This window comes from Mycolicibacterium sp. lyk4-40-TYG-92, assembly GCF_030209435.1.
Classification (GTDB): Bacteria; Actinomycetota; Actinomycetes; order Mycobacteriales; family Mycobacteriaceae; genus Mycobacterium.
On the sequence record NZ_JARVRX010000021.1, the window covers coordinates 1 to 21,389 of the forward strand.

Here is a 21,389-nt window from a genome sequence, read left to right on the forward strand (position 1 = left end):
CCGCCTCGCCCGCACACCTCAACGTTTCGCGGCGCGACTGCAACGCCAACAGGACCTCGATGGGTAGTCCCGTGTAGTCGAGGCTGTTGACCGCCGCGACCGCGTCCTCGAGCGCCGCGTAGGCGGTGAGGACAGCGGCGCGGTCGGTGGTCATATTCGAACAATAGTTCGACCAACCGACAAGAAACCGTCTAGGATGTGACCCTAGTTACCTACTGTGACCAGTGGAATCAAAGTGACCAAAGTTTTTCAGAGGCACAGGCAGCGGCAAGCAGCGACGCCGCCCAGCCCGCTCACTTCGCCATTTCTTCAAAGCGCTCCCGAATCGCCGCCAGCATCGCCGCGTGCGCTTTTTCCGCCTCCCCGGACGTAAATCCCATGAGCAGGCGGGGCGCTTCTATATCCACCGCCTCGGTGACAGTGGTGCCGGCGCCGAGCGGCGCGAAGGTGACCGTGCCACTGAGCCGCACTGACGGAAATTGGCGCGCCTCGGTGTGCACGACGCCGCCGGGCTCGATCAGCACCGTGGCGCGATAGGTCACGGCCACGTTGAGCGGACCGAGTGGGATGCGATCCCGCACCCGGTAGTCACGACGGCGACCCTGCGCATCCTCCCGATCAGCCAGACAGTCCACCGCCACGACGAGTGGATGCACCAGCTTCATGTTCGCCAGATCTGTATAGAAGGTGCGGACGTCGTCAGGTGCCCCGGGCACGTCTTCCCTCAGTTCGAAGCGGGACCGCGACAGCCACATCGACCCACCGTAACTTGACCGTTTCAGATCGTGAGCCCGAACCCGCCGGATCGACGGCATGAGCTGCCTGACCGGCGCCAGAAATCGGCGCCGAAACCGCGCAGACGTCTCGCCGAGCCGTTTCGGAATTAGCTGGTCACGACCTCGCAACGACCCTCACGACCTTGCATTTGCACAAAAGCTGTGTATGGCAGTATGTTTTGCGCATTCACCTGCGAATACGCGAAATCGCTTCCGCCCCAACATGATGCGAATAGGCTGCGATGTAACGCACACCACAGGATTCGTGAAACGTGATGGCGGACACAGAATTTTGACGCTCTCGATTTTCCGTTGCTAGCGTTCGTCGTCATGTTTGCTATTGCGACCGCATCGCTGTTGGCTTTGGTCAACCAGGTTTCGGGTACGCCGTACGTCTCCGGTGGAGACTCGGCGCGCGGCACCGACTGCTCCGGACTGGCCTCCTGGGTGGCCAACGCGGCCACCGGCCGTCCCGTCTACGGCGACCGGTTCAACACCGGAAATGAAGAGGCTGCCCTGCGCGCCCGTGGCTTCCTGCCCGGCACCGCTCCCGGCGCCCTGAACATCGGCTGGAACGGCGGCCACACGGCCGTGACGCTGCCGGACGGCACCCCGGTGTCCAGCGGTGAGGGCGGCGGCGTCCGAATCGGTGGCGGCGGCGCCTTCCAGCGCCAGTTCACCCACCACATGCACCTGCCGCTGGCCCCGGGTGAGGACATCCCGGCCGATCTGCCTCTCGACGGCCCGCTGGACGCGCCGCTGGCGCCTCCCGCCGGTCCGGCCGACCTCCCGGCCCCGGAAATCATCGAGGCAGCCAACTTCGCGCCTGCGCCCGAGGCCCCGGCACCGGCCCCCGAGGGCCCGGAGATGCCCGCCTGACCGTTCGACGACCCCTCAGTTTCACAGTCAGGGCTGCCACCGCTCAGCGGTCGCAGCCCTGACTGCTATTTGACGTACTCGGCCAGATGGGTTCCGGTCAGGGTGTTGCCGGCCGCGACGAGGTCCGCCGGAGAACCCTCGAAGATCACTCGGCCGCCGTCGTGACCTGCGCCGGGACCCAGGTCGACGATCCAGTCGGCGTGCGCCATGACGGCCTGGTGATGCTCGATGACGATGACGGACTTGCCGCCGTCGACAATCCGGTCCAACAGCGCCAGCAGTTGCTCGACGTCCGCCAGGTGCAGGCCGGTGGTCGGCTCGTCGAGGATGTAGACGTCGCCCTTCTCCCCCATCTGCGTGGCGAGCTTGAGACGTTGCCGCTCCCCGCCGGACAGCGTGGTCAATGGCTGTCCGAGCGTCAGGTAGCCCAGTCCGACGTCCACCATCCGAGCCAGGATTTTCTGGGCGGCCGGCACTTTCGCGTCACCGTCGGAGAAGAACTGCTCCGCGTCGGCGACAGGCATGGCCAGCACTTCGGCGATGTTCTGCCCGCCGAGGGTGTATTCGAGCACCGAGGCGCCGAACCGCCGGCCTTCGCACTCTTCACAGCGGGACTCGACGGTCGCCATCACCCCCAGGTCGGTGTAGATGACCCCGGCGCCATTGCACGCCGGGCAGGCGCCCTCCGAATTCGAGCTGAACAGAGCGGGTTTGACGTCATTGGCCTTCGCGAATGCCTTGCGGACGTGGTCGAGCAGTCCGGTATAGGTGGCCGGGTTGCTGCGTCGCGATCCCCGGATCGGGGCCTGATCGATGATGACGACACCGTCGCGCCCGGCCACCGAACCATCGATCAGGGAGCTCTTGCCCGAGCCCGCCACACCCGTGATCACAGCAAGCACGCCGAGTGGGATGTCCACGTCGACGTCCTGCAGATTGTTGGTGTTCGCGCCGCGAATCTCCAACGCCCCGTTGGCCTCTCGCACCGACTCCTTCAGGGCCGCGCGATCGTCGAGGTGCCGGCCGGTGATGCTGCCGCTACCGCGCAGCCCCTTCACCGTGCCTTCGTAGACCACCTGACCACCACCCGCGCCGGCGTCGGGACCGAGGTCCACCACGTGGTCGGCGATGGCGATCACTTCCGGCTTGTGCTCGACGACCAGCACGGTGTTTCCCTTGTCCCGCAACTGGATCAACAGTTCGTTCATGCGGGTGATGTCGTGCGGATGCAGCCCGATGGTCGGCTCGTCGAACACATAGGTGACGTCGGTCAGCGCCGAGCCGAGATGACGAATCATCTTGACCCGCTGCGCTTCTCCGCCGGACAAGGTCCCGGCGGGCCGCGCCAGGGACAGATATCCCAGCCCGATCCCGACGAACGAATCGAGCGTGTGTCGCAAGGTCGCCAACAGCGGCGCCACGGCGGCGCCGAGGCGCTTGTCGTCGGCCAGCGCTCCGACCCACTCGGCCAGATCGGTGATCTGCATGGCGCAGGCCTCAGCGATGTTGACGCCCTTGATCTTTGACGAGCGCGCCAGCTCCGACAGCCGGGTACCCTCGCACTCGGGGCACGTCGTGAACGTCACCGCCCGGTCGACGAACGCCCGGATGTGGGGCTGCATCGCCTCGACGTCCTTGCTCAGGAACGACTTCTTGATCTGCGGGATCAGCCCCAGATACGTGAGGTTGACGCCGTCGACCTTGATCTTGGTCGCCTCCTTGTGCAGCAGGGCGTCCAGTTCCTTCTTGGTGAACTTCTTGATCGGCTTGTCGGGGTCGAAGAAGCCGCAGCCGTTGAAGATTCGGCCGTACCAGCCGTCCATGCTGAAGCCGGGGATCGTGATGGCGCCTTCGTTGATCGACTTGCCGTCGTCGTACAGCGCGGTGAGGTCGATGTCGTTGACCGCGCCACGGCCCTCGCACCGCAGACACATACCGCCGACGATGTTGAAGTCGCGCCGCTCCTTGACGGTGCGTCCGGCGCGCTCCATCGTCACCGCACCCGCCCCACTGATCGAGGCGACGTTGAACGAAAAGGCCTGCGGCGAACCGATGTTCGGCTCCCCGATCCGGCTGAACAGGATGCGCAGCAGTGCCCCGGTATCAGTGGCGGTGCCGACGGTCGAGCGCGGGTCGGAGCCGATCCGGTTCTGGTCGACGATGATCGCCGTGGTCAGCCCCTCCAGCACGTCGACATCGGGCCGGGCCTGTGACGGCATGAAGCCCTGGACGAATGCGCTGTAGGTCTCGTTGATCAGGCGCTGCGATTCCGCGGCGATGGTGTCGAAAACCAGCGAGCTCTTGCCGGAACCGGACACCCCGGTGAAGACCGTGAGGCGCCGTTTCGGGATCTCGACGCTGATGTCCTTGAGGTTGTTCTCCCGGGCACCGACGACGCGGATTAGGTCATGGCTGTCAGCGGCATGCGTTCTGCTGGGCATGTCCACACGCTAACCGCGCGCCGATCGGCGCCGCTTCTCGATTCCTGATCTGTTCCCGAACCTCTACTTGCCGAAGCCCGCCTTGCGCAGCGCGTCGGCCATCGAACCCGACGGCGCCGACTCGCGGCGGCCACCTCCGTTGCCGCGCTGCGGATTACGTCCACGATCCTGGCTGCTGCCGCGGCTCTGGCCGCCCCCGTTACCGGCGCGGTTGCCGCCGTCGCGTCCGCGCGGCTGACCGCCACCGTCGCGTCGGGGTCCGCTGGCCTGCTCGGGCCGCTTGCCGTCGCGGGCGCGCTGCGGGTCGTCGTTCAACCGCAGGCTCAGCCCGATGCGCTGCCGCTCGACATCGACTTCGAGCACCTTGACCTTGACTACCTGGCCGGACTTGACCACCTCGTGCGGGTCGGAGACGAAGCGGTCGGCCATCGCCGACACGTGCACCAAACCGTCCTGGTGCACACCGACGTCCACGAACGCGCCGAAGGCGGCCACGTTCGTCACCACGCCCTCCAGCACCATGCCGACCTTGAGGTCGGACACCTTCTCGACGCCAGCCGCGAAGGTCGCGGTGGAGAAGGCGGGGCGCGGGTCGCGGCCCGGCTTCTCCAGCTCGCCCAGGATGTCGGTCACGGTGGGGATACCGAACCGGTCGTCGGCGAAGTCGCCGGGCTTGAGCGCACGGAGCTTGCGCTCGTCACCGATCAGTTCGGCGAGGGTCACGCCGGCGCGGTCCAGGATGCGACGCACCACCGGGTAGGCCTCGGGGTGCACACCCGAGGCGTCCAGCGGGTCGTCGCCTTCGCGGATGCGCAGGAAGCCGGCGCACTGCTCAAAGGCCTTGGGGCCCAGGCGCGGAACGTCGAGCAGGCCGCTACGGCTGCGGAATGGTCCGGTCTTGTCGCGGTACGACACGATCGATTCGGCGAGCGATTCGGTCACGCCGGAGACCTTGGCCAGCAGCGGCACCGAGGCCGTGTTCAGGTCGACGCCGACGGCGTTCACCGCGTCCTCGACCACCGCGTCCAGGCTGCGGGCCAGGGTTCCGGGCGTCACGTCGTGCTGGTACTGCCCGACACCGATGGACTTCGGCTCGATCTTGACCAGTTCGGCGAGCGGGTCCTGCAGGCGACGCGCGATCGAGACCGCGCCGCGCAGCGTGACGTCCAGCTCGGGCAGCTCGTGGGCGGCGTAGGCCGACGCCGAGTACACCGAGGCACCGGCCTCGCTGACCATCGCCTTCGTCGGCAGTCGCTTGGGGCCGGACGCTCCCGCCGCCTTGAGGTCAGCGATGAGTTCGGTTGCCAGCGCATCGGTTTCGCGGGATGCGGTGCCGTTACCGATGGCGATCAGCTCGACGTTGTGCCGCGCAACGAGCGCGGCCAGTGTCGCCTTGGCGTCGTTCCACTTGTTCTGCGGCTGATGCGGATAGATGGCGCAGGTGTCGACGACCTTGCCGGTGCCGTCCACCACGGCGACCTTCACACCGGTGCGGAACCCGGGGTCGAGGCCCAGCGTGGTGCGGGTGCCGGCGGGCGCCGCCAGCAGCAGGTCCTTGAGGTTCTTGGCGAACACCGCGACGGCGTCTTCCTCGGCTCGCTGCCGCAGCCGGATCCGGGCGTCCACGGCGGCCGAGAACATCAGCTTGGTGCGCCAGGCCCATCCGACCGTCGCGGTCAGCCACGGCGTGGCGGCGCCGCCGGCGCCCATGTCCACACCCAGCGACTGCGCGATCATGGCCTGGTACAGCGTCTCGTCGCCGCCGTCGAAGTTCAGCGACAGCGCCTCTTCCTTCTCACCGCGCAGCACCGCGAGGACGCGGTGCGACGGCATGTCCTCCAGCGGCTCGGAGTACTCGAAGTAATCGCGGAATTTCTGCGCGGCAGGGCTTTTCGCTGCCTCCTCCGACCACGGCTTGGTGGTCAGGGTGCCGCCGGACCAGAACTTCTCGCGCACCGCACCGACCAGTTCGGCGTCCTCGGACACGCGCTCCACCAGGATGTGGCGCGCCCCGTCGAGCGCGGCGGCGACGTCGGCCACCTCCTCACCCAGGAACTCGGCAGCGACTTCATCGGGGTTGAGCGTCGGGTCGGCCAGGAGCCGGTCCGCCAGCGGCTCCAGGCCGGCCTCGCGGGCGATCTGGGCCTTGGTGCGGCGCTTGGGCTTGTACGGCAGGTAGATGTCCTCGACCCTGGACTTCGTGTCGGCGGCCAGCAGCGCGGCCTTCAGGTCGTCGGTCAGCTTGCCCTGTTCTTCGATCGAGGCGAGCACGACGTCGCGTCGCTGATCCAGTTCGCGCAGGTACCGGAGCCGCTCCTCGAGGGTGCGGAGCTGACCGTCGTCCAGGCTGCCGGTGACTTCCTTGCGGTACCGCGCGATGAACGGGACGGTCGCGCCTTCGTCCAGCAGCCGTACCGCGGCGTCGACCTGACCTTCGGCGACGGCCAACTCTTCGGCCAGGCGGGCGTTCACGGACTTGACGACAGACTTGACGCTCAAATTCACGGGCTGGACCCTACCCAATGCTGCCGACAGTCGTCGGCAGCGGCGAGTAAGTTTGCGCTATGCCTCAGCCGATCGCGATGCCGCACGCCCCCGGGCACACCCGATAGCGCGACATGAATCCCGACGTGCGCACCCTGTGGATGGTCGTCTCCATGACCGCCCTGATCTTCGGGTTGCTGCATGTCTGGGTGGGGGCCGGTAAGCGGCGGCACCCCGCGGTCCAGCTCTGGGGTGCGGGCAACTTCTTGGGCGCCCTTGGCGCCGGCCTGCTGAGTGCCCGTGGGCTGGTGCCCGAGGTGTTGTCGGTGACAGTGGCCAACGTCCTGATCATCGCCTGCTGGTCCTTGATCTGGGGTGGCCTGTGCGCCTTCAACGGCCTGCCGGTCCGCGGCCGGGTGATGGCTGCGGGACCGCTGGCGGTCCTGGCCGCATTCCAGTTGATACCGCCGTTCACCGTCAGTATCCCGGCCCGGGTGTCCCTCACCGCTCTCGTGCTGGCGGGGTATTTCACGCTGAGCGTCGTCGACGGCATCAAAGCCCAGCGGGTGGAGCGTCTGGCGTCGCGGCGCATCCTGATCGGCCTGTATGTCGTTGCGGCCGCGGCGACCGTCGCGCGCTCGGTCAGCCTCCATCTCGACGCCGGCGCGGTCCAGTTCGCCACGACCAACCCGGCCGTGTCGGTGCCGATGCTCTTCTTCGCTTTCGCCGTCATGGCCATCAACCTGTGCCTGTCGCTGATGGGGTGGGAACGGCTCGAGGATCAGTTGGCCGACGCGGCCATGCTCGACTCCCTCACCAGCACGCTGAACCGCGCCGGTTTCCTGATCCAGGCTCAGCGCCTGGCCGAGGAATGCGTCGCACGGCAGCTGCGGTGTTCGGTCATCGTGATGGATCTGGATGAATTCAAGGCCGTCAACGACGTCTTCGGGCACGAGGCCGGTGACCGGCTGCTGACCGAGTTCGCATGCGTGGCACGGTCGAACCTGCGCAGCGGCGATCTGTTGGCCCGGATCGGCGGCGAGGAATTCTGCGCGATGCTGCCGGGCGTCGACGAGAGTCAGGCGGCGGTCATCGCCGACCGGCTCCGGGTGGCGTTCGCGGCCGCGACCTTCAGCCACAACGACGCTGTCCTCGCGGGGACGGTGAGCATCGGGGTCTCTCAGCTCGGGCACAAGGCGGGGTTGCGCTCGGCCATCCGCCGCGCGGACGTGGCGATGTACGAGGCGAAGAACCGCGGACGCGACCGCGTGATCCGCGCGTCAGCGGCGCGGAGCCGCGACTGAGCCTGCTGCTCAGTACGTGCCGCAGTTCGGCGCTGTGGGTTCGCCGTTGAACCGTGCCGCGATCCACTGCATCGCCGGCTCGCCATCGACCAGCATCGGCAAGGCGTGGTTGATCACCAGCTTGTTGAGGAACGGCGGCTCCTCATTGGTGCGGAACTCGACGTCGGCGCCCTTGTCGCACCAGTCCCGGCCCAGCTGGTTGGCGGCGGTCCATGGCACGAGTGGGTCGTACCGGTTGCTGTTGATGAGTACCGGGGCGTTGGGCTTGTACTTGCCGAGCTTCTGCATCTCGAACAGCGTCTTGAACGGCTCTTCTTCGACCAGCACGTTGATGTCCTCGGTGAAGTACGGCTGCAGGTGCCGGAACATGAAGTCGACGATGGTCTGTGCGACGCACTGTCGCGAGACGCTCTCGAGCATGTCCTTGCCGCGCTGGGTGAGCTTGGAGCGGATCAGGTCGGCGAACTCGGGGTAGGCGTAGATCTCGCCGTTGAGCGCGTAGCCGACCACGCCGACCAGCGCGCTGCCGTCGGTGTACGGGAAGAGCTCCTTGAGATCAGCCACCGGAGCCCCGGCGTAGGTACCGACGACGTGCAGTTCTGGCGCATAGGACGACGCCAGCTCGGCCGCCGATGCCGCGGCACCACCGCCTTGCGAGTAGCCCCAGAAGGCAACGGGCCCATCGGGATCGAGCGAGGTGCCCGGGAGCTTCTTGGCGGCGCGCGCCGCGTCGAGCACCGCGGCGGCCTCGGCGACGCGATTGACGTACGTGTGCATCCCGGGAGTGCCCAGGCCCTCGTAGTCGGTCATCACGATCGCGAAACCGCGGGCCACCATCGTGGCGATGAACGCTTCTTCGTAGTTGACCATGATGTCCCAGCCACCCGAATAGTGGATGCCCTGGTTGAACTGCCGCGACGGCGCGCACTGGTTGCCCTGGCCCTGGGTGCCCACGGCATAGCTGATCAGTGGTCGCGGCCCCTTGCCCGGCCAGTCGTTGTACGGCTCGAAGTAGGTGCCGGTGACCGCGACCGGATTTCCGCGGGCATCGGTGCTGCGGTACATGATTCGCGTCCCGGTGGCCATGATGGCGCCGAGCTGGCCGGACGGTTCGAGCACCAGGCGCGACGGTTCGGTGCGGATCAGGTCGCCGGGCCGGCCGGGGGGCAGCGGATCCGGGGGCAGGTAGAACTCGGCGTACTGCGGCTCGTCGCCGTCCGCATGGGCTGCGGGCATTCCCGCAAGCAATGAACCAATGAGCAGACATGCGGCCAGAACGCCCCCGAAGCGATGCATAACGGGACAATAACAATGAGACTCTCGTACACGAAATCGTCAGTGCTCGATATCAAGAATTGAATTCTTGACGGACGTCGAGTGACGGGTCGCACAGAGATTACCTGGAAGCGACCCGCGGAGCCCCGAGTTCCGTGTGTCCGCCACGGCATATCGTCACCGATCCCGCGTGACATCACACCTCCGAGAACGCCGCTATCGGAGTTTCTGCTCGTGCGCGCTGATTTACTGGCCATCGTTACTTCGACCCCGGAGATGAGCAGCAATGGACGACGAGACGACGGCCGCCCCCGACACAACGGACAGCCCGCCGGTGATCACCGCGCAAGGGCTTGCTGTTGTCGGCGAACACGGCGCGCTCTTCTCTGATGTCGACCTGGAGCTGCGGCCGGGCTTCCACGCCATCCAGATGCCGGGCGGTCCGGCTCAGCACACGTTGTTGCTGTCGCTCGCCGGCCGGCTCAAGCCGGCCAAGGGCACCGTCACCGTCAATGGTGCGACGGGGCCCCGCGGCATCCGGAAGCACTGCGCCATCGCCGCGTTCGCCGACATCGACGACCTGGAAGAGATGGTCACGGTGCAGACGGTGATCACCGAGCAGCGCCGCTGGGTGTCGCCGTTCCCGGCCTGGGTCCCGGTCCAGTCGGACGTCCCGGAGATGGCAGCGGTCTTCGGCGACGAGCTTCCCCTGCTGTCACCGAAAACATTCATCATCGGACTGTCCGATCTCGAACTCTTCCTGCTGCGTATCACCCTGGCACTGATGTCCGACCGGCCTGTGCTGGTCGTCGGAGACCTCGAGCAGGTGCGCGACAACGAGCGCCGCGCACTCGCCGTGCAGCGGCTCGGCGCCCTCGCCGAACACCGCACCGTCGTCGTCGGGGTGACCAACCCGCTGGGTGACGACGCCCCCGACCACGTTCTGCACGACCGCCGCATGCACACCGGAAAGGCCTGACCATGCTTGCTGGACTCGCATTCGGCTCGGAGATCAAGAGATTCGGCCGCAGCCGCATGACGCGCGCGGCGATCGTGGTGCTGATGCTGCTGCCGCTGGTCTACGGCGCGCTGTACCTCTGGGCGTTCTGGGATCCGTTCGGCCAGGTCAACAAGATGCCGGTGGCCCTGGTGAATGCCGACCGCGGCGCCGTCGTCGAAGGCGTCCATGTCAACGCGGGCGACGAGATCGCCAGAAGCCTGACCGCGGACCACAGCCTCGACTGGCATGTGGTGAGCGACAAGGAGGCGCGCGACGGCGTCGAGCACGGCAAGTTCTACTTCATGCTGGAGCTGCCGGAGAACTTCAGCGAGGCCATCGCCTCACCGGTCACGGGCAATCCCGAAAAGGCGCAGCTGATCGCGGTATACAACGACGCCAACAACTACATCTCCTCCACCATCGGCCGCACGGCCACCAGCCAGGTGCTCAACGCGGTGTCCACTCGCATCTCCGGCCAGGCGGTCAATCAGATTCTGTCCGTGGTGGTTTCGTCCGGCGCCGGCATCAAGCAGGCCGCCGACGGGGCGCAGAAGCTGGCCGACGGCGCGGCTCAGGTCGATACCGGCGCGGGCAAGCTGGCCGGCGGCCTGGACGACGCGCGCAACGGCGCGGCCAAACTCGCGGCCGGCAACAAGCAACTGTCCAGCGGCATCACTCAAGCCACCGATCCGTTGCTGAAGGTGACCAAGGCCCTGTCGCAGGTGGGCGGTAGCACCGAGCAGTTGCAGCAGAGCGCGACGGCGCTGGAGCAGGCGGCCGACCAGGCCGGCGCACTGGCCACCGCGCAGGACACGGCAGCGGCTGCGATCGGCTCGGTGATCCAACAACTTTCGGTGAACCAGGACCCGGTGTCGGTCGGTGCGGTGAATACCCTGCGCGGTGTCCAGGATCAGCTGAACGGCCATCAGTTCACGCCACAGATCCGCCAGCAGATCACCGATGGTCGCAATGCCGCGATCTCGATGACCGAGACCCTGCGCTCCCCCGGCAGCCCGCTCCGGACCGCTCTCGATCAGGTGGGGAGCAGCGGCCAGCAATTGACCGACAAGCTGAACCAGCTGCGCAGCGGCGCCCAGCAGTTGGCCGCCGGCAGCGCGCAATTGTCAAGCGGCATCGTGCAACTCGATGACGGAGCCCACCAGTTGAAGTCCGGCACCGTCCAACTCAAGGACGGCTCCCACGAGCTGGCCACCAAGCTCGGTGACGGCGCCAAGCAGGTGCCGACGTGGACCGAGCAGCAGAAGCAGGCCATCGCCGACACCATCGGCGGTCCGGTGAACCTGGATTCCTCGCATGAGAACGGCGCCCCGAACTTCGCGACCGGCATGGCCCCGTTCTTCCTGACGCTGGCCCTGTTCTTCGGCGCGCTGGTGCTGTGGATGGTGTTGCGGCCCTTGCAGAACCGCCCGATCGCCGCCGAGGTGCTGGCCATCCGGGTGGTACTGGCGAGCTACCTGCCCGCGGCGGTGCTCGCGCTGGGACAGTCGATCATCCTGTACTGCGTGGTGCGATTCGCGCTCGGTATGCAGGTGGCGCATCCGGTGGCGATGCTGGCATTCATGATGCTGATCTCGCTGGCGTTCGTCGCCGCGACGCAGGCCATCAACGCGCTGGTCGGGCCGGCGGTCGGACGTGTGCTGATCATGGCTCTGCTGATGTTGCAGATGGTCAGCGCCGGCGGCATGTACCCGGTCGAGACGACGTCCAGACCGTTCCAGGTCATGCACAGGTTCGATCCGATGACGTTCGGCGTCAATGGACTTCGCCAGCTGATCCTCGGCGGTATCGACGGCCGGTTGTGGCAGGCCATCATCGTGTTGGTGTGCATCTGGCTCGGCGCACTGGGCATTTCGAGCCTGTGCGCCCGCCGGAACCGGACCTGGAACCTGATCAGGCTGTTGCCGGCCATCAAGATGTAGTGACTGGCTAGCCCAGGCTGACGGTGCCGTCGGCGTTGATGCGCCAGTTCGGGTTGTGCGCGATCTCCCAGATCACGCCATTCGGATCCTGGATGTGCGCGTGGAACACGCCACCGAACTGCCCAGACTGCGGCGGCTTGAGCGTGGTGCCGCCCGCGGCGGTCATGGCGGCCGCCAGTTCGATCACCTCGTCCTGACTGTTGACGTTGTGCGCCAACGTGATTCCGCTGACCTGCGAGTGGTCGGCCGCCTGCGCAAGGTCCTCGTTGAACTTCTCCGCCAGGAAGAACCCGAGCAGTTGGCCGGGGGCCGCCTGATAGAAGATGATCTCCCCCGGCACATCGAGTGTCGGGGTCCAGCCGAGCGCACCGTAGAACTGCCGGGTGGCATCGAGGTCGACTGTGGCCAGGGTGAAGAAGTGCACTTGCTGCTTCATGAGCCCAGGCTACGTAGCGCCTCCGACATCCTCGTCAGAGCAAACAGCTGCCCGCGACCAAAAGTGCGACGACCTTGATCACCTCCAGCACCACATAGGCGTGATGCACGCGGGAGCGCGGGCCTTCGTGTCCGGCCAGCACCTCGTCCGAGCGGCGGTTCAGTCGCGGTCGCACCGCGACCAACTGCACAGCCAGCGCCCCCACGGCCACGACGAACGCGACCATGACAGTCACCGACGGCCGGTTCACCAAGGCCGCCAGCACAATTGCCACGGCGAACATCAACTCGATGGTGTTCAGCGCCCGGAACACCAGGCGCCCGATGCCGAGGCCGATCTGCAGGGTGACGTTCGGCGCGCGGAATTTGAGCGGTGCCTCCAGGAAGGAGATGGCGAGCACCATCCCCAACCAGACGAAGGTGATGGCGATCTGGATCGCGCTCGGCGTACTCATCAGCGGTCTGGCCAGGCGGCCAGCGGGCCGAAGGCCTCGAACCAGCTGCGGTCACTCGGCATGAGCAGGCGACCACGTGGACGTTGACAGCATGGCAGAACCTTTCACATCGTCGTGAACGCGTCGGCGCGACCTGGATCGACCATTCCTCGAGGCCGTCCGCCACCTGTCAGGCACACTATTTAAATCAGCATCGCCAATGCAAGTTTCACGGCCCGCCCGCTCCGGTCGCCGATCGATTGCGCAAATCCGCCGACGACGATGTTTGACCGAGCCGCAAGCCGGCAATGAACCAGTTATGTTCACTAACAAGATCATTCCCCTGTTGGCGGCCGGAGCGTTCGCATCGGCCGGCGTGGCCGCCTCGTTCGTGTCAGCCGATATCGTGCCGAGCACGGTCGGCGCTCATCCGGTGCTGACCAGCTACCCGCTGCAGCCCGTCGATGATCCCGGCCCCGGCCCGGGCGGTGGCGGCTGTGTCAATGGCCAGTGTGGTTCCGGTGGCGTGAACGGCGGTCCCGGAGGCGGTCCGGGAGGTGCCGGCTGCGTGCCCACCCAATGGGGCACGGCCTGCGGTTCCGGTGGCGTGAACGCCGGCCCGGGCGGCATCCCCGGCGGTAGCGGCTGCATTCCCGGTGTGGGCTGCGGCAGTGGGCACGGATAGCCGTCGGTTACTCCCGCTCAGGCGAGCACACGCTTGATGCACTGGCGCACTCGGACGAAAGTCCTTGTCGCATCAGCGCATCGAGCGGTGACTCGTCGTAACCACGCCGGAACGCTGTCAGGTCTGCGCAACCTGTTCGCGGATATCCCGCAGTGTCCGCTCGAGGATGCGTGAGACGTGCATCTGCGACACGCCGACGGTGTCCGCGATCTGGCGCTGCGTCTTGGCCGCGAAGAACCGTAGGTAGAGGATCCGTTGTTCGCGCACCGGCAGGGCTTGCAGCACCGGTTTGACCGATTCGCGATCGGTGATCCGCTCGAACGCGTCATCGACATCACCGAGCAGGTCGGCGAGCGACTGCGGGTTGTCCTCGCTGTCGACGATCGACATGTCAAGCGACTGCGGCTGGTAAGCGTTGGCGGCCAGCAGACCTTCGATGATCTGTTCCGGCGCAACGGACAGCGCCTCGGCCAGTTCGCTGGTGGTCGGCGTACGGCCCAGCCGCTGCGTCAATTCCGTTGTCACGCCCTTGATTTGCTGACGAATGTCCCGAATGCTCCTCGGCACGTGGACTTTCCAGCCGTAATCGCGAAAATGGCGCCGCAACTCCCCCATGATCGTCGGTACGGCGAACGCCACGAACCCCGCTCCGTTGTCCGGATCGAAACGGTTGATCGCCTGGATCAGGCCGAGCCGTGCAACCTGAATCAGATCGTCGAGGTTTTCTCCTCTGCCATCGAAATGGCGCGCCAGCCGGTCCGCCAACGGGCAGCACCGCAACACGATCTGTTCGCGCTGCCGCGCGTATTCGTGGGATTCAGCCGGCAACGTGCGCAGCTCCGCCACCAATTCCGGCACGTCCGCATACTCGTCGGAGTAACGGGATCCTTCAGGTAAACGCTTCTCCAGCAACGAAGTTGACATGACATGCCTTCCCCAGGCCCACAACACGCGTCGGGAGAATCAGCCCCCGCGCATCGGCTCGGCGCCGTCGCATTGCGTGTTGTTTCCACCAGTCAGGTGGACCGGCAATCTGCCGTCGCCGATCGCCACACACGGCATTCCATTGCGGCCGCGCCCTGATCTGGACCGCGGCCACATACCGGACGGTGGCTCTCAGCTGCCGTCGCTTCGGTCTAAGCAACTGCGCCATCTTGACGCTGCAATCGACCATACCGCCGAACTCTTCGGGACACCACCGCGACGCCGCGCCGGCCAGCCATAAGGGCTGGTCAGAGGCAAAAAACTTTTCTGCCAGAACAGGTTTGGCCGGCAACGGCCCCGGGTATGCACGGCGTGTCAACTGACAAAAGTTGAAACCCTTTGACAGGAACGGCTCTTTTCGATGGCGGTATGTATCACCTGCGGAACAGATTGCGATCACTCGTTCACTGTCAATTGGAACGGGCGCAGCGCAAGTTTCGACTGCATTGAATGTATGGCCACCATGGTGGCTCCGACATGTCACCACTGCGGCTGCCGAATCTTGGGCCACGCGTTGCGGATCGACGGTCGCCAGTTCTGCTGCGACCACTGCGCCGACGCCGGAGACCACGGTGCCACGCCGACGGCAAACGCCGAACGCTGGCAGTTCGGCGACCGGCCGATCTGATCCGTCCGGCGAGTAATCAATCACGGGGGTTTAGACCCTCCGCGCGCTGGGTAACTACGCCGTATTCGTCGACCGCAACGGTGCGATCCGACCGGTGAGCCGAGGATCGGTGGATGCCCTCATGAAGACCATCACGTGTTGCATCGCCACGGCGGTGCCCCTGACCGCCCTGATATTGGCCGCGCCGGCCGGAAGCGTTCCCGCACCGGCCCAGCCCTGCCCCGATATTCAAGTGGTGTTCGCGCGCGGCACCATGGAACCGCCGGGCGTCGGGAAGGTCGGCCAGGCCTTCGTCGACGCGCTCACCGCACGGGCTGCGGGCCGAACGGTCGATGTGGCTCCGGTGGACTACCCGGCGTCACTCGACTTCGCCACTGCCGCCGACGGTGTCGTCGACGCCACCAACAGGGTCCAGAGCACCGCATCCGTGTGTCCGACCACCAAGATCGTGCTGGGCGGGTATTCCCAGGGCGCGGCGGTGGCGGCATACATCACCGAGGACGCCGTCCCCGCCGGCGTCACCCTGCCGATGGGCATCACCGGGCCGATGCCGGCATTCGTCGCGGACCACGTCGCGGCGGTCGTGCTGTTCGGCAAGCCGTCGTCCGGATTCCTGCAGATGGTCTACACCGGTGCGCCCCCGATCACCGTCGGCTCACGCTATGTGTCGAAGACTCTCGATCTGTGCATCGCCGATGACCCGGTGTGCTCGACGGCCGGCGGCGACAACGCCGCTCATATGGCGTACTCCGACAACGGAATGGCCGACCAGGCAGCACAATTCGTCATGGGCAAGCTCGGCCGCGCCCCGGCGCAAACCCGTGTCGAACAGGCCGCGCCCCGCTGATCAGCGGCGGGTCAGCAGCGGAAATTCCTCGGCCTCGACGCGCTGGGTGTGGTCTTCGGTGGCCTGCCGCAAGTCGGTCAGCGCGGTCTCGAATTCCGCTGACGCCGGGTCCAGCCCGGCCATGTGATCCAGCAGTTCCTTGGTGTCGTCGGTCTCGTCGCGTAGCGACTCGACCACCCGGCCGCGGCGCACCTTCGGGTGCACCAGCAGCTCCTCGCTCACTTCCTGTGCGGTCAGCGCCGCGCGCAGTTCCGCGAAGTGCTCCCGGCGCGCGGCGACGTCGGCCGCGTGCAGCGTCTTGCTGAAGAGCTCGCGCGTCGTGAGGTGCTGGGCCTTGACGTAGTCGATGACGTCATCGTGGGCGGTCGTCGACGCAGGTCTCATGAGGGTCCCCCTTCGAGGTTGTCCGGCCGGTGTTCCCGCTTCTGCTACCCAATCCGCGGCGGTGTAAACCCGCCAATCGCGCACGAATCAATCCGGGGTGACGTCGGCGCTGCCCTCCTCGGGTGGCCAGTGGTGCCCCTGTGACGCTGCGCCCGGGTCGGCGAAGTCGCCGCGCGACAGTGGCACCCACTGCTCGCTGGCCGCGGCCTGCTCGGCGGGGAAATGTTCCAGATCGCCGAACGGCTGCGCGTCCCACATCGCGAACGTCAGTGGCGTCTGCAGCCAGCTGTAGAGCAGCAGATACGTCGCCTCGAGCGAATCGAGATGCGTGCGTTCCCAGCCATGACTGCCGTCGAGCCCGAATCCCACGAGGGCTGCCCGAGTGGCGGCGCCGGCTTCGATGGCCGCCGCGACATCCGACCGGTAGTAGCGAAAGATGTCGCGGGCGTAGGTGATTCCCTTCTCCTGGGCCAGCTTGCACAACTTGCGGGTCAGGTAATAGTCGAACGGCCCGTGCATGTCGGCCATCGGGATGGTGACGCCGTGTTCGACGGACTGCTGGCCGGGCGCGCATACCGCGTTGTCCACCGACACCAGTTCGGCGACGTCGGGCGGCAGGCCGTGACTGGCGCCGTGACCGACCTCCTCGGTGATCGTCACCATGAGTGTCGTCCGGTGCGGCAGCACGATGTTGTGCTCGGCGATGACCTTGGCCAGCGTCAGCGCGATGGCCACGCCGGCCTTACCGTCGAGGTGCCGGGAGACGACGAAGCCGTCTTCCGTCAGCTCCGGGCTGGCGACCAGCGCGACGAAATCACCCACGTTCAGGCCCAGGCGCTCGAGGTCCGCGCGCGTCGACACGCTGCGGTCGACGCGGACCTCGACGTCGTCCCAACTGGTCGGCTGCGTATCGATCTCGTCGCCGAATGCATGCCCACTCGCCTTGAGCGGCATCACGGTTCCGGTGAAGAACCGGTCGTTGTCGTCGGGCAGGATGCGGACCCGCGCGCCGGTCGCGAAGCGCGCCGAGAAGGTGCCGACGGGCACAAGTGCCAGCCGGCCGTTGTCCTTGAGCTCGCGCACCATGCAGCCGATGGTGTCGGCATGCACCACGATGGCGCGGTCGGTGGTCTGCGACCGGCCCGGCAGTTCGGCGATGAGTGCACCGCGCCGGGTCAGCGTGAACGGCACGCCGAGTTTGGTCAGGGTTTGGCCGATCAGTTGCATCACGGCATCGGTGCGACCCGAGGGGCTCGGCGTCTGCAACAGCGCCAGCAGGGTGTCGACCATCCAGCCCCGGTCGTCCGGCGACATCCGTACGTTCTCGGCATCGTCGGGCTCAGCCATCATTTCTCCAATGTCAGTGCTGCTCGATCGGGTCGGGATGCCAGGCCCATGGCGTGGCTGCGGTGCGCGGGAACAGCAGATCGATGAACGCCTGCGCCGTCGGCCGCGGCTCGTGATTGGCCAGGCCCGGCCGTTCGTTGGCTTCGATGAACACGTACTCCTCGCCGCTCACCGACGGCACGATCAGATCGATCCCGGTCACCGGAATCTCGATCGCCTCCGCCGCATCGACCGCAACTTTCGCCAGCACCGGGTTGAGTTCGTCGGTGACGTCATGGATGGTCCCACCGGTGTGCAGGTTCGCCGTGTGACGCACGATCAGGCGTTGGTTGGCGGGCAGGACGTCGTCGAGCTGCCAGCCCGCCTTGCGCACGGTGTCTTCGGTGACACTGTCCAACGGGATCACCGATTCCCCGTGCGTGGCCACCGACCGGCGCCGGCTCTGCGCCTCGATCAGCTGGCGGATGGTGTGGGTGCCGGTGCCGATCACCTCGGGTGGCCGGCGGATGGCCGCCGCGATCACCTTGCCGTCGATGACGACGATGCGCAAATCTTCACCCTCGCAACGCTCTTCGATGAGGACGTCGGGGCAGTGCTGCATGGCGAGGCCGATGGCGCGGTTCAGATCATCGGGATTGGTGACTCCGACGGTGATGCCGGCGCCCTGTTCTCCCCGAGCCGGTTTGACGACGGCTGTCCCCACTTTCTCCAGGAACCGGCAGTCTTCGTCGGTGAAGGTCGCGGTGCAGCCCTCCGGCACCCGAATCCCTGCGGCCGCGACGACGGCGCGGGCGACGCGCTTGTCGTCACACCGGCTCATCGCCACCGCGCTGGTCAGTTCGGACAGCGATTCGCGGGTGACGATGCTGGTGCCGCCATGGGTGAGCCGCAGGTAGCCGCCCTGCGCGTCGAGCACGTCGACCGCTATGCCCCGCAGGATCGCCTCGTCGGCGATGATCCGCGCGTACGGGTTCAGTTGTCCCAGTTGTTCTTCCGGCCTGACCGGGGCGAACAGCGGTTCGTTGATGGCGTTCTTGCGTTTGATCCCCAGTGCCGCGGGCACGCGCGTGAAGCCGATGCGCTCGTACAGCGCGATCGCGCCGTCGTTGTCGTGCAGTACCGACAGGTCCATCTGGGACCGTCCCCGGCGGACGAATTCATCGATCAGCGAGCGCACCAGCAGGCCGCCGGTGCCGGGCCGGGTGACAGTCGGCTCGACCGCGAGGCACCACAGGCTGGAGCCGTTCTCCCGGTCCCCGAACAGCTGGCGGTGATCGATACCGGTGACCGTGCCGACCACCTGCCCGGTCTCGTCGTCCACGGCGACCAGGTAGACCACGTGCGGCGCCGTCTGACTGTTGGTCCACATGAGGTCGCTGTCGGCCGGCACCATGTGGCACCGCACGTAAATGTGGTTGATCGCGACGCAGTCCTCGATCGAATTCACTTGGCGGACCGACAATCCCGGGACATCGGGCGGCCGGTACTGCATTGGCTTCGTCAGGTCGAGCCGATAGGTGAAGCTCGGGTCGATGAAGAATTCGTGGGAGTGCAGCGCGACAAAGACGTGCGGGGCATCGAGATACATCCCGATGTCACGGCGGCCGCTGCCCTCCTCCCGCAGCGCCGTCCCGAACTCGTCGGGGTTATGGAACGTCTGGCCGAAAACCAGCCGGCCCCAACCCATGTCCTGTATGACACCCTCTGCCATGTCACTGTTCTGCGTTGTCGTCATCGGGCTACTCCGTCGACGTGGGTGGCGAGCCAGAGTTCCAGCAATCCGATCTGCCACAACGGATTCCCCCGCAGTGGCGTGAGATTGCCGTTGGGGTCCTCGAGCACCCCGGCGACCGCGTCGGGGGCGAACAGACCACGGTCGAGTGCGGCCTGGCTGTGCAGCGCGTCGCGGACCAGGTCGAGGTAGGGGCCGGCGAGATGCTTGAGCGCGGGCACGGGGAAGTAGCCCTTGGGCCGATCGATGACGTCGGCCGGAATGACCTTGCGCGCAGCGTCTTTCAGGACACCTTTACCGTCCTGCGCGGTCTTGAGTTCCGGCGGACACGTCGCCGCGAGCTCGACGAGTTCGTGGTCGAGGAACGGCACGCGCCCCTCCAGACCCCAGGCCATCGTCATGTTGTCGACGCGTTTGACCGGGTCGTCGACGAGCATGACGGTGGTGTCGAGCCGCAGTGCCCGGTCGGTTGCGGTGGCGGCCCCGGGATGCGTGAAGTTCTGCAGCGCGAACGCGCCCGCGGAATCGTGCTCGAGCCGCCATTGCGGCTGCAGTAGGCGGTTGACCGCGTCGTGACTGCGGTCGAAGAACGCTGCGCGGTACTGCTGCAGGGCGTCGGCCGGATCGTTGTCGGCGGCCTTCGCCATCGGTGGGTACCAGTGATAGCCGGCGAAGATCTCGTCGGCGCCCTGGCCGGACTGCACGACCTTCACGTGCTGGCTGACCTCTTGCGACAACAGATAGAACGCCACACAGTCGTGGCTCATCATGGGCTCGCTCATGGCTTCGATGGCACCCGAGAGCGCGGGCAGCATGCGCGACGAGTCGATCCGGATCTGGTGGTGGTCGGTATCGAAATGGCGGGCGATGATGTCCGAGTACTTGAACTCGTCGCCTTCCTCACCACCGGCGGATTCGAATCCGATGGAGAAGGTGGCAAGGCCGTGCTGGCCGGCCTCGGCGAGCAGGCCGACGATCAAGCTGGAGTCCAGGCCACCGGACAGCAGACAGCCCACCGGCACGTCGGCCACCAGCCGACGTTCGACCGCGGTGCGCAATGCCGCCAGCACCGCGTCCCGCCAGTCGTTCTCGGTCCAGTCGGTCCGCTCGACCGACCGCTCGAAAACCGGTTCCCAGTAGGTCGTTTCCGTGCGCTTGCCGTCGCGTTCGATGCGCATGACGGTGCCCGGCGGCAGTTTCTGGACGCCGCGCAGGATGGTACGCGGCGCGGGCACAACCGAATGGAAGCTCAGATAGTGTTGCAGTGCAACAGGATCGAGGTCGGTGTCGACGCCGCCCCCAGCGACCAGGGCCGGTAACGACGACGCGAAGCGCAGTGCTCCCCCGGCGGCCTCACACCAATACAGGGGCTTGACCCCGAGGCGGTCGCGTGCGAGCAGCACCCGGCCCGACTCGATCTCCGCGACCGCGAAGGCGAACATCCCGTACAGGTGCTCGACGACGCGCTCGCCCCACTCCTGGTATCCCTTCAGCACCACCTCGGTGTCGCTGTGCGAGAAGAAGCGGTAGCCCTTGCTCGAAAGTTCTTGGCGCAGTTGAGGATAGTTGTAGATACACCCATTGAAGACGACGGTGAGGCCGAGTTCCGGATCGTGCATGGGTTGATGTCCGTGACTGGACAGATCGATGATGGCCAGACGCCGGTGGCCCAACGCCACCCCGTCCCGCACCCACAATCCGCTACTGTCCGGGCCCCGCGGTGCCATGCGGTCGGTCATGGCAGCAACCGCCGCCAGATCAGCACCACGGCCCCAGGCGATTTCGCCGGCAATGCCGCACATGGTGGAAGTCAG

Annotated in this window: 18 protein-coding genes; 7 read left to right on the forward strand and 11 right to left on the reverse strand. The window is 66.5% G+C overall.

What is annotated here, in order from left to right; all coding sequences use genetic code 11:
• Positions 1 to 293: 293 nt before the first annotated feature.
• On the reverse strand, positions 294 to 755 hold the full coding sequence (locus QRN63_RS26055; protein ID WP_285033759.1) for an SRPBCC family protein: 462 nt from the start codon (positions 753 to 755) through the stop codon (positions 294 to 296).
• Between the two features lie 351 nt (positions 756 to 1,106).
• Here QRN63_RS26055 and QRN63_RS26060 point away from each other — a divergent pair, with 351 nt between their 5' ends.
• Positions 1,107 to 1,655 carry a peptidoglycan endopeptidase gene (locus tag QRN63_RS26060; protein ID WP_267317699.1) on the forward strand — a complete coding sequence of 183 codons (549 nt, stop codon included), beginning with the start codon at positions 1,107 to 1,109 and terminating at the stop codon, positions 1,653 to 1,655.
• Between the two features lie 65 nt (positions 1,656 to 1,720).
• Here the strand turns inward: QRN63_RS26060 and QRN63_RS26065 are convergent, their stop codons facing one another.
• The gene (locus QRN63_RS26065) at positions 1,721 to 4,096 is read right to left on the reverse strand and encodes an ATP-binding cassette domain-containing protein (RefSeq protein ID WP_285033761.1); all 2,376 of its coding nucleotides are present in this window, start codon (positions 4,094 to 4,096) and stop codon (positions 1,721 to 1,723) included.
• A 63-nt stretch (positions 4,097 to 4,159) separates the two neighbouring features.
• Positions 4,160 to 6,601 carry a Tex family protein gene (locus tag QRN63_RS26070; protein WP_285033763.1) on the reverse strand — a complete coding sequence of 814 codons (2,442 nt, stop codon included), beginning with the start codon at positions 6,599 to 6,601 and terminating at the stop codon, positions 4,160 to 4,162.
• A gap of 113 nt (positions 6,602 to 6,714) precedes the next feature.
• On the opposite strand from QRN63_RS26070, the gene QRN63_RS26075 reads away from it, so the two are divergent.
• Complete coding sequence (locus QRN63_RS26075; RefSeq protein WP_285033764.1) at positions 6,715 to 7,884, forward strand: GGDEF domain-containing protein; 1,170 nt, start codon at positions 6,715 to 6,717, stop codon at positions 7,882 to 7,884.
• Positions 7,885 to 7,893: 9 nt separating this feature from the next.
• Here QRN63_RS26075 and QRN63_RS26080 read toward each other — a convergent pair whose 3' ends face one another.
• Positions 7,894 to 9,180 carry a lipase family protein gene (locus QRN63_RS26080; protein ID WP_267317703.1) on the reverse strand — a complete coding sequence of 429 codons (1,287 nt, stop codon included), beginning with the start codon at positions 9,178 to 9,180 and terminating at the stop codon, positions 7,894 to 7,896.
• 265 nt (positions 9,181 to 9,445) lie between these two features.
• Between QRN63_RS26080 and QRN63_RS26085 the strand changes: the two genes are divergently transcribed.
• Both QRN63_RS26085 and QRN63_RS26090 read left to right on the forward strand, forming a co-directional pair.
• A complete protein-coding gene (locus tag QRN63_RS26085; protein WP_267317704.1) occupies positions 9,446 to 10,138 on the forward strand; it encodes a hypothetical protein in 693 nt (230 codons plus the stop codon).
• A gap of 2 nt (positions 10,139 to 10,140) precedes the next feature.
• On the forward strand, positions 10,141 to 12,099 hold the full coding sequence (locus tag QRN63_RS26090; RefSeq protein WP_267317705.1) for a YhgE/Pip domain-containing protein: 1,959 nt from the start codon (positions 10,141 to 10,143) through the stop codon (positions 12,097 to 12,099).
• A 7-nt stretch (positions 12,100 to 12,106) separates the two neighbouring features.
• Here QRN63_RS26090 and QRN63_RS26095 read toward each other — a convergent pair whose 3' ends face one another.
• Together QRN63_RS26095 and QRN63_RS26100 are read right to left on the reverse strand one after the other, a co-directional pair.
• A complete protein-coding gene (locus tag QRN63_RS26095) occupies positions 12,107 to 12,535 on the reverse strand; it encodes a VOC family protein (protein WP_285033766.1) in 429 nt (142 codons plus the stop codon).
• A gap of 34 nt (positions 12,536 to 12,569) precedes the next feature.
• The gene (locus tag QRN63_RS26100; protein WP_285033767.1) at positions 12,570 to 12,989 is read right to left on the reverse strand and encodes a hypothetical protein; all 420 of its coding nucleotides are present in this window, start codon (positions 12,987 to 12,989) and stop codon (positions 12,570 to 12,572) included.
• A gap of 298 nt (positions 12,990 to 13,287) precedes the next feature.
• On the opposite strand from QRN63_RS26100, the gene QRN63_RS26105 reads away from it, so the two are divergent.
• The gene (locus tag QRN63_RS26105; protein ID WP_267317708.1) at positions 13,288 to 13,653 is read left to right on the forward strand and encodes a PE-PGRS family protein; all 366 of its coding nucleotides are present in this window, start codon (positions 13,288 to 13,290) and stop codon (positions 13,651 to 13,653) included.
• A 117-nt stretch (positions 13,654 to 13,770) separates the two neighbouring features.
• Here QRN63_RS26105 and QRN63_RS26110 read toward each other — a convergent pair whose 3' ends face one another.
• Positions 13,771 to 14,565, reverse strand: a complete 795-nt coding sequence (locus tag QRN63_RS26110) for a SigB/SigF/SigG family RNA polymerase sigma factor (protein ID WP_285033768.1) — start codon at positions 14,563 to 14,565, stop codon at positions 13,771 to 13,773.
• 433 nt (positions 14,566 to 14,998) lie between these two features.
• Here QRN63_RS26110 and QRN63_RS26115 point away from each other — a divergent pair, with 433 nt between their 5' ends.
• Both QRN63_RS26115 and QRN63_RS26120 read left to right on the forward strand, forming a co-directional pair.
• A complete protein-coding gene (locus QRN63_RS26115; RefSeq protein WP_267317710.1) occupies positions 14,999 to 15,265 on the forward strand; it encodes a metallothionein in 267 nt (88 codons plus the stop codon).
• A gap of 121 nt (positions 15,266 to 15,386) precedes the next feature.
• A complete protein-coding gene (locus tag QRN63_RS26120) occupies positions 15,387 to 16,112 on the forward strand; it encodes a cutinase family protein (RefSeq protein WP_285033770.1) in 726 nt (241 codons plus the stop codon).
• Here the strand turns inward: QRN63_RS26120 and QRN63_RS26125 are convergent, their stop codons facing one another.
• The 4 genes from QRN63_RS26125 to QRN63_RS26140 all read right to left on the reverse strand — a co-directional run bounded on the left by QRN63_RS26125 (position 16,113) and on the right by QRN63_RS26140 (position 21,377).
• Positions 16,113 to 16,496 (reverse strand): hemerythrin domain-containing protein, encoded by a 384-nt coding sequence (locus QRN63_RS26125; RefSeq protein ID WP_267317712.1) that lies wholly within the window; start codon positions 16,494 to 16,496, stop codon positions 16,113 to 16,115.
• An 87-nt stretch (positions 16,497 to 16,583) separates the two neighbouring features.
• The gene (locus QRN63_RS26130) at positions 16,584 to 17,846 is read right to left on the reverse strand and encodes an osmoprotectant NAGGN system M42 family peptidase (RefSeq protein WP_267317713.1); all 1,263 of its coding nucleotides are present in this window, start codon (positions 17,844 to 17,846) and stop codon (positions 16,584 to 16,586) included.
• Between the two features lie 10 nt (positions 17,847 to 17,856).
• Positions 17,857 to 19,578: an N-acetylglutaminylglutamine synthetase gene (ngg, locus tag QRN63_RS26135; RefSeq protein WP_267317714.1), complete on the reverse strand. Its 1,722-nt coding sequence runs from the start codon at positions 19,576 to 19,578 to the stop codon at positions 17,857 to 17,859.
• Entirely contained in the window at positions 19,575 to 21,377 is a 1,803-nt protein-coding gene (locus tag QRN63_RS26140) for an N-acetylglutaminylglutamine amidotransferase (RefSeq protein WP_285033771.1), read from the reverse strand. Before QRN63_RS26140 ends, ngg begins: the two co-directional genes overlap by 4 nt.
• Between the last annotated feature and the right edge of the window lie 12 nt (positions 21,378 to 21,389).